The organism is Sphingobacterium puteale, assembly GCF_003627955.1.
Classification (GTDB): Bacteria; Bacteroidota; Bacteroidia; order Sphingobacteriales; family Sphingobacteriaceae; genus Sphingobacterium; species Sphingobacterium puteale.
In genome coordinates this window covers 206,945-221,579 of record NZ_RBWS01000001.1, presented here as the reverse complement: position 1 = coordinate 221,579, position 14,635 = coordinate 206,945, and the positions used below count along the sequence as shown (strand labels likewise).

At 42.0% G+C, this 14,635-nt stretch carries 6 protein-coding genes; all 6 read left to right on the top strand.

What is annotated here, in order from left to right:
• Positions 1-7: 7 nt before the first annotated feature.
• The 6 genes from D7322_RS00875 to D7322_RS00850 all read left to right on the top strand — a co-directional run bounded on the left by D7322_RS00875 (position 8) and on the right by D7322_RS00850 (position 14,601).
• On the top strand, positions 8-2,749 hold the full coding sequence (locus D7322_RS00875; protein ID WP_121120595.1) for a glycosyl hydrolase: 2,742 nt from the start codon (positions 8-10) through the stop codon (positions 2,747-2,749).
• Between the two features lie 280 nt (positions 2,750-3,029).
• Positions 3,030-6,203, top strand: a complete 3,174-nt coding sequence (locus tag D7322_RS00870; RefSeq protein ID WP_121120594.1) for a SusC/RagA family TonB-linked outer membrane protein — start codon at positions 3,030-3,032, stop codon at positions 6,201-6,203.
• An 89-nt stretch (positions 6,204-6,292) separates the two neighbouring features.
• Entirely contained in the window at positions 6,293-7,798 is a 1,506-nt protein-coding gene (locus D7322_RS00865) for a RagB/SusD family nutrient uptake outer membrane protein (protein ID WP_121120593.1), read from the top strand.
• A gap of 284 nt (positions 7,799-8,082) precedes the next feature.
• A complete protein-coding gene (locus D7322_RS00860; RefSeq protein ID WP_121120592.1) occupies positions 8,083-11,214 on the top strand; it encodes a SusC/RagA family TonB-linked outer membrane protein in 3,132 nt (1,043 codons plus the stop codon).
• 27 nt (positions 11,215-11,241) lie between these two features.
• The gene (locus tag D7322_RS00855; RefSeq protein ID WP_121120591.1) at positions 11,242-13,320 is read left to right on the top strand and encodes a RagB/SusD family nutrient uptake outer membrane protein; all 2,079 of its coding nucleotides are present in this window, start codon (positions 11,242-11,244) and stop codon (positions 13,318-13,320) included.
• 219 nt (positions 13,321-13,539) lie between these two features.
• Positions 13,540-14,601, top strand: coding sequence for a glycoside hydrolase family protein (locus D7322_RS00850; protein ID WP_121120590.1), 1,062 nt, complete (start codon positions 13,540-13,542; stop codon positions 14,599-14,601).
• Positions 14,602-14,635: the final 34 nt, after the last annotated feature.

Sequence of the window (14,635 nt, the reverse complement as noted above, 5' to 3'; positions counted from 1 at the left end):
TTTTAACATGAAGAAAATTTATATATCGTTCCTGCTTGTCTGTAATCTGTTGGCCTCTGGCCGAAGTATTGCACAAGATCTATGGCCAGCAATTACCAAAGAAATGAAGCCGTGGACACGTTGGTGGTGGCTTGGTTCAGCTGTAGACCGACCTAATGTCGAACGTGAATTGACCCTCTTTGAAAAAAGTGGATTTGGTGGTGTTGAGATAACACCGATTTATGGCGCTAAGGGATTTGAATCCAACTACCTGAGCTTTCTTTCACCACAATGGATGAATATGTTAGCTGTAACTACGGATAAAGCCGGTACGCTGGGAATGGGAGTAGACATTAATTTAGGGACGGGGTGGCCCTTTGGGGGACCTCAAATCAAAGAAAAGGATGCCGCTACCAAATTAATCCTAGATGAATTTGAATTAAAAAAAGGTGAAAAAATTACCTTTCCCCTAAAACCTAAGGATCCTAAACAGCATTATTTCTTTTTGCAGGCTTTACGGGCGTTTAGATCCGACAATAGTGAGATTAAGCTGGATGAGTATATTTCAAAGACCACTGGAACCTGGGAAGCACCTACCGATATTCGTTTATTGGCTGTATTTTCGGGAAGGACAGGCCAAAAAGTTAAACGTGCAGCACCAGGGGGCGAGGGGTATACACTGGATCATCTTGGAAAGCAATCCGTCGGATCCTATTTTAATAGATTTGCTGAAGCTTTTAAGGGCAAACCATTGCATGTACGTGCTTTTTTTAACGACAGCTACGAAGTATATGGGGCAAATTGGACGGATGATTTTTTGCAGTCATTCGAACAGATAAAAGGATACAAACTACAAGATAACCTGCTAGATTTTGCAGGCAGGGGCAAGGATGAAGCTAAAACAGCAGGCCTTAAATCGGATTATCGTGAAGTCGTGAATGCGCTGCTTGCCCAGAATTTTTTGAATCCATTTACGGATTTTGCCCATCGCTATAAAGCCATTTCGAAAAATCAAGCGCATGGGTCTCCAGGAAATCTGATCGATTTATATGCAGATGCCGATATTGCGGAGTGTGAAACCTTTGGATCCAGCAGTTTTGATATTCCCGGTTTAAGACGCGATACCGCGGATATCCGTAATGTGGATCCAGATCCTATGATGGCCAAATTTGCGACATCGGCAACAAATGTATACGGTAAAAAATATACTTCTTCGGAGACTTTCACTTGGCTTACGGAACATTTTAAAACCTCCTTATCACAAGCGAAACCCGAAGTCGAACAACTATTCCTCGCCGGAGTGAATCATGTCTTCTATCATGGGACGACTTACTCGCCCCAAAACGTGCCTTTTCCGGGATGGCTATTTTATGCTTCTGTTAATTTTGTCCCGCAAAATTCTTTTTGGGATCATCTCACAGGTTTGAATCAATATATTACCCGTGTTCAGTCCATCTTACAGTCCAGTCGTGCCGACAATGAACTGCTCATATATTGGCCCATTTATGATATTTGGAACAATGCAAAAGGGATGGATAAGGCTTTAAAAGTGCATGATGTTGACGATTGGTTACATCCGACGGAATTTTATAAACAGAGTGTACAGCTACAGAAAAGAGGATATAGTTTTGATTTCGCCACTGATAAAATTCTGGCCGGAACTACAGTAAACGATGGGGAGTTACATACTTCGAAGGATGCGATCCCGTATCGTGCAATTTATATTCCTGCCTGTCGTTATTTTTCGGAAGTGACACTACAGAAAATCCTGGAAATGGCCAACCAAGGAGCAACTGTTATCTTCCAAAAATTGCCGCAAGCTGTTCCTGGATACGGCCAATTAGAGGAACGTCACGCAATGTTCAATAAATTAATTGCTTCGTTAGGTTTTGCGAAGGATAAAGCGAACCAGTATACAGCTTTTGGAAAAGGTAAAATCTATTTGACGACGGATGTCAATTCGGCACTCGAAACAGAAGATATCGCGCCCGAGCGGATTAACCAAACAGGGCTGAAATTTTCACGAAGAGTTGCGGGTAAGGACAGCTATTATTATTTGGTCAATCACAGTGGGCAGACCGTGGATCGTTATATTACACTAAATGCGAAGGCCGCGTATTATTCGTTGTTGGATCCTCAAACCGGTCGGACATATCAATTGCCATCAGCTGACGACAAAATTCGGGTGCAGATACCATCGGGTTATTCCTGGATAGTCTTGGCCTCAGAGCGACAAGCCAAAGAACCTTTCCGTTATCAGGACGAATCCATCCAAGTGGCTCAATTGGACCGTGATTGGAAAGTACGTTTTGTCGCTGGAGGCCCGGTGTTACCAAAGCCCCAAAAGCTAGATCGACTTTCTTCCTGGACCAAATGGGGCGATAAAGATGCCATCAATTTTTCAGGTACAGCGGCCTTTGAGAAAACATTTTCTATCCATAAGGATCAATCAAAATCCTATCTTCTGAAACTTGGGCGTGTTGCGGAAAGCGCCAGGGTGTATATTAACGGAAAGGATGCGGGTGTCTTATGGTCAATTCCGTTTCAACAGGATATTACCACATTATTGGTTGATGGCGAAAACAAGATTCGTATTGAGGTCGCCAACTTAATGGCAAACCGTATTCGTCATTTGGATCAGCAGAAAGTTTCGTGGCGTAATTATCATGAAATAAACTTTGTCAATATCAACTATAAAAACTTTGATGCCAGCGATTGGAAACCCATGGAAAGTGGTTTGATCGGCCCCGTGACTTTGTGGAGTTATTAAGTGAAAACGATTGGATGTGTTCGCCGGCGCTCCTACTTGGCTGGTCAATTTTTCACCACGGCAAGAGGTTGATTTTGACGTTTAACAGGATTCAAAAGAGAATAATCTTGTTACATTAATAAACATATATAGCAACAAAAAGCCCCTTAAATGGGGCTTTTTGCTTTCTGTAACAGACTAGATACATGCGAGCCTGTAAGTTCAGGATAGTTAGTTTCAAGGGATACTATAACTTCCAGTTACCAATATAAATCACAAATAACAATTTAAACTTCAACCCATGAAAAATATCTTACGATATGGTACCGTAGTAATGACCCAGTTGGCTTTGACTCAGGTATTATATGCTCAAGAACTGCTGAAGGGAAAAGTTGTTGACGATAAAAGTCAACCTATCAGTGGAGTAACTATTCATGTCAACGGCAAAAGTAATGGAACAACGAATCAACATGGTGAATTTGGTGTCGTTGCCAAGCCAGGGGATAAAATTACCTTCACTTCGATAGAATACCTCACTAAAACCCTCAATGTCGTTAACCTCTCGTTTTTACAAGTGAACTTGACCTCTAAACAAGAATCGCTTGATGAGGTAGTTGTCATTGGTTACGGTACGCAAAAACAGAAAAATCTGACGGCTCCCGTTTCTAAATTCAAAGCTGAAAATTTGGATGAACGTCCGATAGCCCGTGTTGATCAAGCCTTGATTGGACAAATAGCAGGAGTACGAGTCAAACAATCGACGGGTGTCCCGGGCAAAGGTCTCAGTGTGCAAGTCCGTGGTTCTGGCTCCATCTCTGCAGGTACAGAACCACTCTATGTGGTAGACGGATTTCCTTTGCAAAATGCGAAAACAAATGCATCTGGAGGTTATTCCTCCGGGAATCCATTGGACAATATGAACCCAAATGATATTGAATCGGTTGAAGTATTGAAAGATGCTGCAGCTGCTGCTATCTACGGGTCACGTGCAGGTAATGGAGTTGTTTTGATTACGACCAAACGAGGACGCACCGGTGAAGCAAAATTGAGTTTAAATTCTTATGTGGGTATTTCTTCTCCTTATCGTAAGCTCGATATGCTAAATGGCGAAGAATGGATCGATCGTCAGGTTGAAATGATCAACGCCCAATGGGTTGCGTCAGGTACAGGCAGAACGGCCAGCCAGAGTAATGAAGAACGACGCAAGATATTAGGACTGAAGGAGGGCACGTATAATACTTCATATATGTATGATGATCGTTGGCTGGAGCCGGGACGTCCGGGACTTTATCTGATCGATTGGCAGGACGAAGCTTATCGTAAGGGGATCACACAGAATTATCAAGTTACCGGTTCGGGTGGGACAGAATATGTCAATTATTATGTGTCGGGGAATTATATGAACCAGCAGGGTATTGTAAAAGGTTTGGATTATAAAAATTATACGGCAAGGGCTAATGTGGAGGTGAAAGCCAATAAGAAGCTAAGTTTTGGTTTAAATTTAGCACCTTCTTATTCGATTGGTAATGATCCAGGTGTCGAGGGGAAAGATAATATCATGCATCAGATTTACTCGATGTCGCCTGTGCAAGATAATCCTGCCGGGACGGTGAACGTACTTGACAATGATAAGTATCCTTGGAGTGTATCGACTAACGACCCGATTGCTAAATTAAAAAACTATCTCGGCGAAAACAAAATCTCACGTTTGCTGGGAACAGTGTATGGGCAATATCATATCCTGGATCATTTAACTTTTAAAACCACAGTTAACTTGGATCAAACGGATAGTCGGAGCAATCGGTTCGAACCATATACGATCGCGGGATCATTGGCAAATAGAATCACCAAGCCAAACCAGGCAACTTATGGCTCCAACAGTGTATACCGTAGACAGACTTTTGTCAATGAAAATACACTGAACTACAATATCAATATCGGAAAACACGATATTACCGCTTTGGTAGGGCAGGCATATAATTTTGACAAGTTAGAGACTTCGTCAATCACTTCTAAAGATGGGTACATCAATAGTTCCATTAAAACGTTGAATGGGGCTGTGGCTACTGTGGCTTCAACAGGAGCAATGCAAAGTATTTTGTTGTCTTATTTCGGGCGTGTCCAATACGCCTTTGATGGAAAGTATCTATTTTCGGCAAGTCTTCGGCGCGACGGCTCGTCCCGTTTCGGTACCAATACTAAGTGGGGTTTGTTTCCTTCCCTTTCTTTTGGTTGGCGTGTCTCGGATGAGAATTTTATGAAATCATTGAGCTTTATCAACGATTTAAAACTACGGGGTAGTTTTGGTACAGCTGGTAACAACAATATAGGTGACTATAGCAGTATTTCGGTATTAGGAATCTATAACTATTCTGCAAATGGAATCTCTGCTCCTGGACAAGCTCCAAAAAATATTGTTAATCCCGATTTAAGATGGGAAAAATCTCGTACTTACGATGTTGGACTGGATTTCGGGCTTTTTGGCTCTCGAGTTACCGGATCTTTTGATTGGTATACACGGAAAAGCAGTGACCTTTTGTTGAATGTTCCCGCAATGTATGTAACCGGATTCGGATCTTACTTAAACAATGCCGGGGAACTGAAAAGCAATGGCTGGGATTTGGAAATTACATCACATAACATAAAAAAAGGAGATTTCTCTTGGTCGACATCCTTCAATATCAGTCATAGTGCCAATAAGGTGACCAAATTGGATGGCAATCAGAAGGATTTGTTGATCCCTTCTTCTTTCGATATACAACATAGTCTCTTGCGTGTTGGCGAACCTATGTACAGTATTTATGTGGTGCAGCAGAATGGCATATTGAGTCAGCAAGATATTGACAATGGAGCTGCGTTATTTGGTAATGAGAAAGCCGGAGATCCACGTTATGTTGATGCCAATGGTGATGGTGTGATTGATGCCAATGACCGTGTTATTGTTGGGCACCCCAATCCAGATTATGTTTGGGGTATTACCAATAATTTTAAATACAAAAACTTTGATTTGAGCTTTATGTTCCAAGGCCAAAATGGTGGGCACATTTATTCTTTGTTGGGCAGAGCACTGGGACGTACGGGACAAGGGGCTTCGGACAATGCATTGGGCTTCTATCGGGATCGGTGGCGGTCGGAAGAAGATCCGGGCGAGGGCCGGGTTGGAAAAGCCTATTCGACGTTCGGACGTATAAAAAATACAGATTGGTTATATTCTTCAGACTATTGGCGGTTGCGTAATATAACCTTAGGATATAATATCAAAGATATGAAGTTCGGTGGCCAATCTAAACTCAGTATGGTTCGCCTGTTTATGACATTGGAGAATTTCTGGGGTAAAGACAAGTATGATGGTGGTGTCAATCCCGAATCTTCCAATACCAATCTGAGCGGAAGCGATACCTATCCGGAAGCTGGGGATTATGGAGGTTTAGCGATTCCGAAGACAATCACCTTTGGTTTAAATGTAAATTTTTAAAATTATGAAACCATCATGATTTATTCAATCACACAAAGGAATGAATAAATCTGATAGCTTCATCACAATTGAAAAACAAATTTATAAGGATGAAAAAACTAACTATATTTTTATTGCTATTAGGAATTTTTGGTTCCTGTAAAATGGATCTCGATCAGCAGCCCATTTCAGATGCAACCTCAGAAACTTTTTTCCAGACAACGAATGATTTTGTGCAAGGTGTAAATGCCTTGTACAATGGCCTGCAGAAGTATCCGGATCGTTTGATGAACCTTTCGGAAACCCGCTCCGACAATTTATATGCCATCTCGGACGGCGGTGTACGTGACTGGGAAGGAATCAACAGTTTTCATAAGACGATTGCGAGTAATCCCTACGTGCAAGAAGCTTGGTATACGAATTATAATGTGATTTTTCGGGTAAATAATTTTCTGGAGCAGCTGCAGTCCAAAGGTGCGACCGTGATTACCGATGAGGGACTGCGCAATCGGATGGAAGGTGAAGCGAAGTTTTTGCGTGCTTTTCTATATTTTGATCTGCTGCGCTACTTCGGCAAGGTTCCGCTGATTGATCATGTCGTTTCAGCCGAGGAAGCCAAAACCATTCCACGCAGTAATGTCGAGGATATTTATACCTTCATTATTGGCGATCTCAATAAAGCGGTGGAAACCTTACCTGTGCCAGCTGGCTATGCGGAGGCAGATCGAGGCCATGCCAATAAATATGCCGCAAAGATGTTGTTGGGTCTGGTTTATATGACGAGATCAGGGCCTACATTAGGCATAGAAGGTGCCGGACAGGCCAGTAACGAATGGAGCAAGGCCGTCGAGCAATTCAATGAAATTATAGCGAGCAATGAATTCCTTCTGTTGGACAAGTATGCCGATATATTTAGTTATAATAATGAGCGCAACAAAGAAGTTATATTTAATATTGAATATGCCAGTGGAGCGAATCCGGTTGTTGGATCGACCTTTCCCTGGGTATTGGTGCCTGATAACTGGTTTAATTCGCTTGGATTGGGCACGCAAGGTGGGTTGACGATTCGACCCGTTTCAAACGATTTTATGGGCACTTATGTGACGGATGATTCGCGTAGGCCTTTTTGCATTCAGGAGGGCTATATATACAATAAAGTTGCAGAGAATCGACCTTTCATCAAGAAATTTGTTGATGTTACCAAAGTGCCTGCGAGCCGCATGGATTGGCCGATCAATTATATTGTGTTTCGTTATAGTGATTTGCTGCTATTGAAGGCAGAATGCATCTTGAATGGCGCTCCCGGTAACAGTTCGACTGATGTGGATGCGGTTGTTAACCAAATCCGAAAACGTGCTGGATTGACTACAGAGCTGGCCAATGTAACTAAATCTCAGTTGATGGACGAACGGAGACGTGAGTTTATTGGTGAGGGATTGCGTTGGTTTGATCTTATACGCAGTGGTACCGTAGAACCGGTCATGAAGGCGTGGATTGCGAAAGAAGATCAGGCAAAACAGATGTCAGATTTTCAATTGAATTATATATTATACCCAGTCCCACAATCCGAACTCGACAATAGTCCCGGGCTATATACACAAAATCCCGGATACTGATATTTTAATGAATTTATCGCCCTTTATAACTTAAAGGGCGATTTTTTTGTCCATAGCGCCAGCTCATCACAGGATTGAACAGGATGGTTATTATAGATCATCCTGTTATTTTTAGCCAACATTATAAGCCTGAGAGGAATCCTGATAATCTTTTAAGTTTGCCTGCCTATTAAGCGATAAGTAAAGATCATGCAGCTTTTTTATATCTCGTTATAATGAAAATAGATTTTCACTACGGAAGATCAACAAGGGGAAAAATAAAATAATACCTAAATAATACTTTAATGATAAACTATTTAACAATTAGGTTTGATCATCATGTAAAGAAGTGCGCTTTTTTGCTATTTATGGCGATGCTGTGTACCTTCAACTTGTTTGCTCAAACTACGAGGACTGGAAAGGTAAATGATGAAAAAGGTTCACCTATCCAAGGCGTGACGGTACAGGTAAAAGGCAAAGCCATGACGGCAAAGACCAATGCCGATGGGTCATTTACCATTAGTGCTATGCCTTCAGATGTATTGGCTTTCAGAAGCCTAGGGTATGAACCCCAAGAAATTTCTGTGGGTAGTCAAAATAGCTTCCATGTAGTTCTAACACAAAAGGTCGATGTGATGGATGAAGTCGTGGTGGTTGGTTACGGCACGATGAAAAAGAAAGATGTGACGGGTTCGATAGCGAGTGTGGGCGAAAAAGAACTGAAGGCAATGCCCGTAAAAGATGCGTTGCAGGCCATGCAAGGTAAGGTTGCGGGAGTGGATATTACATCGAATCAACGACCGGGAACCACTGGTAGTATAAAAATCAGGGGAGTACGATCTATCAATGCAGATCAAAATCCGCTGTATGTAGTCGATGGAATGGTATTGCAGGCCGGTGGCATTGACAATATCAATCCGAGTGACATCGAAACTATTGATATTCTAAAAGATGCGTCTGCAACAGCTGTATATGGCTCGCGTGGTGCTAATGGTGTAGTTTTAGTGACGACGAAGCAGGGTAAAAAAGGTCGGTTAACGTTAAATTATGCAGGTACAGCGACATTTGAAAAGATGTACGATGTAACGGAGTATATGGATGCTGCCGAATGGTTAGATTATGCACGTTTGGCAAATTTCGGTACGATGACACCTAACTATGAAGCAGATTATAAGAAATGGTCTAAAGTGCCGGCTTCTTGGGCAAATATTGCCAAAGGATGGACCAATAATAATACCGTTTGGGATCCAAGCTTAGTCGGTAGCTACGATTGGGCTGCAGCAGGACGTAAAAATGCCTTATCGACAGAACATACCTTAAGCATCTCAGGTGGAGGAGAGAACTCAAAAGGTTATGGTTCATTTGGCTATTTAAAGCAAGATGCCACACAACCAGGCCAAAAATTTGATCGCTATACCTCAAAAGTAAGTTTTGAAGCGACTCCGACGAAGTGGTTTACCATGGGAGCTTCTCTAAATACCTTTTTCTCCGATCAAGACTATGGTTATAACTTCTCCAAATCGGTCACGGGTGCGGGCGATTATTACTCAGCTTTGCGGAGTATGTTGCCATGGTCAGTACCTTTCGATGAAAACGGGAACTACCTTCGTAATCCCGCGGCAGGAGAAGTAAATATTATCAATCCAATAAACGAGTTGACAAATAATACTAATCAACGTCAGACTTTCGGTGCTAATGGTAGTTTCTTTAGTCAATTGGATTTTGGACAGATTTATGCGCCATTGAAAGGGTTGAGATATCGGATACAATTTGGTCCTGAGTTTAGATATTACCGTTTGGGTTTGGCGAATGCGGCCGCAGGAGTTAATGGTGATGGTAATAATGCTGTGACTTACTCGACTAATAGGAATCTTGCTTGGACCTTGGACAATTTAATTTACTACGATCGGGACTTTGGAACAGATCATCATTTGGGCATTACATTATTGCAAAGTTCGTCGAAAAAGAATCTTGAAATTAGTGAAATGAAAGCAACTAATGTCTATAGTGCAAGAGAATTATGGTATAATATCAATTCTGGTGGTCTCGCTGGCAATTGGAAAACAGGGCTAGAAGAAGTTCAGATGGAATCTTATATGGCCCGTGCTAATTATAGCTATAAAGACCGTTATATGTTAACAGCCTTTGTGCGTTGGGATGGATCTTCGGTATTGGCGCCTGGTCACCAATGGAGCTCATTTCCATCTGTTGCTGCATCATGGCGCATTGACCAAGAAGATTTTATGCAAGATGCGCGATTTATTAATGCATTAAAATTACGGGTAGGCGCGGGGGTTGTTGGCAACGCTGCAATTGGCGCCTATGGCACAAAAGGAGGATTGACGCAAAATTTTTACAATTGGAATGCTAACAATTCGAGCCCGGGTTATGTGGCATCAGATCCTTCTGCAGCGAACCCGCAGAAAATGGCCAATCCGGAATTGGGCTGGGAACGCACCACCCAATATAATCTTGGTGTCGATTATGGATTTTTTAATAATCGTATCAATGGTGCTGTGGATTTCTTTAAAACAAAAACGAACGACTTATTATTCGCAATGAGTTTAAACCCTGTTACCGGATTTCCGAGTACTTGGGCCAATGTGGGGAAAACATCGGGTTGGGGGATTGATTTTCAGCTGAATACAGTCAATGTGAAAAATGATAATTTTCAGTGGAATACAACCCTAACTTGGTCAATGGATAGAAATAAGATTTTGCAATTGAACAATGGGCGAACAGAAGATGCCGATAATAAGCTGTTTGTTGGTCAGCAAATTTCTGTACCGTACGATTATGTTTACGATGGTATTTGGAAAACCTCGGAACTGGATGAAGCTAAAAAATATGGCGCTAATCCCGGACAGATTCGTGTAAAGGATATCAGTGGTCCGCAAGGTGTACCTGACGGAAAAATAGACCCAACTTATGATCGGCAGATTTTGGGATCTTATCGCCCGAAATGGTCCGGTGGTATTATGAACACTTTTACCTATAAGAATTTTGATTTATCGTTCTTTATTTTCTCCCGTTGGGGGCAAATGATCAATGCTGGGGCAGAAAATCTAGGTGGACGTTTTATGATGCGTAAATTGGATTATTTTATCCCTGGCGTGAATGAAAACGCGGAGTATTATCAACCGGGATTGAATGGTATCGATGTTGCGGACCCGAAGAACTCTTCCATGAATTACCGTGATGGATCATTTATTAAGTTGCGGAATGTGAGTTTGGGTTATAATTTTCCAAGGGCAAAATTGGAAAAACTAGGTATCAGTAATTTTAAAGTCTATGCACAGATCATGAATCCCGCAATGTTGTATTCAAAAGTAGATTTTTTGGATCCGGATTTGTCAAGTTATAATAATAATACAACGCAATCAGGGTCTGCAATAACAACTCGGGGTGCAGTAATTGGTGTAAACATTGGGTTTTAGACCTTAAAAAGATTAAAAAAGATATTCATGAAAAATTATAAAATATTAATTGCTTCCATCTTTGGTGCTGCTGGATTGCTGGTATTGAATGGATGTAGCAAAGACTTTTTAAAAGAGGACCAGATTACTATCCCAGATACGGAATATTTTAAAACGCAGGCAGGGTTGGATGATCTGGCTACAGGAGTTTACTCGAAGCTGAAGTTTAAATACAACTATACCTGGGGTATGGCCTTGTTCAATTTGGGTGCAGACGAATTTACAGATGCAAATAATCCTTCCCCAAGTTTCAACAGCTATAGTGCGGATCTAAATTCTATGGAATCAACCTATGGTGGCGGAAATATTAAGCCAGTATTTGACAATATGTATAGCGGTATCGAATCGGCCAATACGCTGATTCAGAATGTACCGTTGTATTATGATAAATCCAACGCCAACTACAATACACGTCTAGGCGAAGGATACTTTATGCGAGGCTATTTCTATCTGCAACTAATTGTACAGTTTGGTGGAGTTCCACTCAAATTGACACCAACTACAAAAGTAGAATCCTATTTCACTCGGGCTTCGGAGGATGCTTGTTTTGCCCAGGCTATAGCAGATCTTGAACAAGCTTATACATTGTTGCCTGCTTCGGCGACACAATTTGGGCGGGTCACCAAATCTGCTGCGGCGCATTACATTGCCAAAGCAAGATTAACCCGTGCGAGTGAGTTATATGCTTCCTGGAATTCCAAATATACCGCAGAAGATTTGGATGCTGTCATTAAATACGGATCGGAAGTTGTTGCAGCGCACCCTTTGGTTGATGATTATGTCAAATTATGGGATTATCAAAAAGCCAATAGCGCCAACGAAAAAGTATCTGAGGTTGTTCTTTCGGCACAGTTCTCGGACGATCAGGCGACATGGGGACGTTATGGAAATCAAATCCATCTCTATTACCCAGCCGTATACCAAGATTTAGGTGGAACAAGCCGAGATATATCGGGTGATCGTGAATTCTCCTATGCACGTACCACAAATTATACATTGGATGTCTTTGATCGTGTGAATGACTCCCGTTTTTGGAAATCTTTTATTACGATGTACGGTGCCAATAATACCGCTAATGCACCAGAATGGACTGCCGCGAATATCGCTTATGCACCTGCCGGAACCGCGGTAAAAGATAAACGTTTTAAAGGTGGTGAGTTGGGTATCAAGTATATCGTGAACAATGCCGGCGATACGCGTTATAAGGCGATAGCGAGTGATCCAACAGGAGTTCTTAAAAATGGCGTGATGCAAAATCCGCATACGTTTGTGCGTTATTTCCAAGGTGAACCACAGGCTTGGGTAGGTCAGCATGGTAACAATGGTTACTATGGTGTACAATCACGTTATGTGGCACTTTCGAAATTTAGAGATGGTTACCGAGTAAGTATCGCATCTGCCAATGGTACCCGTGATGTGATTATGGCCCGTTCGGCAGAAGATGTATTGATGGTGGCCGAAGCATATATCCGTAAAGGCGAAGGTCAGTATGCTAATGCCATACAATGGATCAATAAATTACGGAATCGTGCCGGATATAAAAATGGTGAAGACCGTGCCAAGCATGTTGACGGTGGACAAGCCTACAAGAATAATTCGTATGCTGTCGGTAAAGGTGGCGGTTTTTCAGCCGAGGGCGCAATTTATTGGGAAGGAAACTCCTACTATGAATCCAATAATGATATGCCCAAGACAACAGCATCATCCGAATCGCAGATGCTGATTAATTCGGTCGCCGATATTTATAACTCGAAAGTCGATGCTCCGATCTATGAGAAATTGGGCGCTGCAAGCAATGCGCAGAAAATGATGGCTTTCCTATTGAATGAACGCACACGCGAATTGTGCGGTGAACTCTATCGCTGGGAAGACCTAGCTCGTACCAAAACCTTAGAAGCAAGATGGAAAGCCTTCAATGATGGTTATGTTCGTACGGGAGCAGCTTTTAGTCCAAATACACACTATTACCGACCGATTCCGCAATCTTTCTTGGATGCAACGACCAATGAAAGTGGTGCCGCATTGACACCGGCAGAAAAACAAGCAATGCAAAATCCAGGCTATTAATTTAGTGAATATAATAAACGTGAATCTACCTGTTCTGTACTAGAATGGGTAGTTTTTTTGAGGAATCCTTTAGAAGATTTGTAAATATTGGTTTGCAATCGGTTGCAGGATAGGGCAGGATAGGTGCTTTAGCTAGTTTTGGTATCTTACGGCTTGATTCGTATAACATTGCGGATCTGGATAAACCAAATTGTAAATCAACGGAAGGGAAATGTTCACATGGATAGAAGAGTCTTCTTAAAGTCAAATGCATTTTTATGGATGACAGCGGTATTACCTTTAGGTACATCGGCCAAAAAAAGCTGGATAGAGTCGCCCTATTTTAAATTGAAACCGATCGGTCGTTCATTGCAATTACAAAATTATTTTATTTGGTGTTCATCACCGATTTGGGGCGAGGATGGGAAAGTCCATCTTTTTTATTCGCGTTGGCGAAAGGAGAAAGGAATGGGGGGCTGGATCAAAGGTTCTGAAATAGCCCATGCGATCGCCGATTCGCCCTACGAAGCATTCAAACATAAAGATATTGTTCTACAACCTCGAGAAGGTTTTTGGGACGGTACCACTTGCCATAATCCCTTGATAAAAAAAATAGATGATACCTATTATTTATTTTATATGGGAAATTCCAATGGCAAGACAGATACGAAGCGAATTGGGGTGGCAACGGCGAAAAACCTGGATGGACCATGGAAACGCAGTGATCGTCCCATTTTGATGCCCGGTGCCGAAGGTACATGGGATGATCATTGCACCACAAATCCAGCATTCTTAAAAGGCGATGACGGTAAATTTTGGCTTTACTACAAATCTTGGAATACAGCCGAATACCTCCGTGATAAAGGTTCTGTCCGGGGGAATCGGAAATATGGGTTGGCCAAAGCAGATCATCCCTTGGGGCCATACATTAAAATAGCTGATCATCCAGTGATTGATTTTTCGAACCGGCCCCATAATGCCCAGCTTGAAGACGCTTTCGTTTGGAAGCAGGATGGGCAGTATTGTTTGATCGCAAGGGATATGGGGTTCTATAATCATGAATATGGCCTAATCTTAGCATCATCAGATGGATTGCAATGGTCAGAACCACAAGTAGCGTATCTCAATCTATCCACCTATATGCAGGAACCGCCACCACCGGCAAATTTGAAACGGTTTGGTCGGCTGGAACGGCCCATGATTTTAATGGATAAAATAACAGATAAACCTCGTTTCCTATTTGGAGCTACCCAAGGTGGCGTAGCTGGTACCTCGACAACTTTTGTTTTTGAGATCGTGTGAGGAATTTGCCATAGTCATGTTCAGTTTGAGAAAG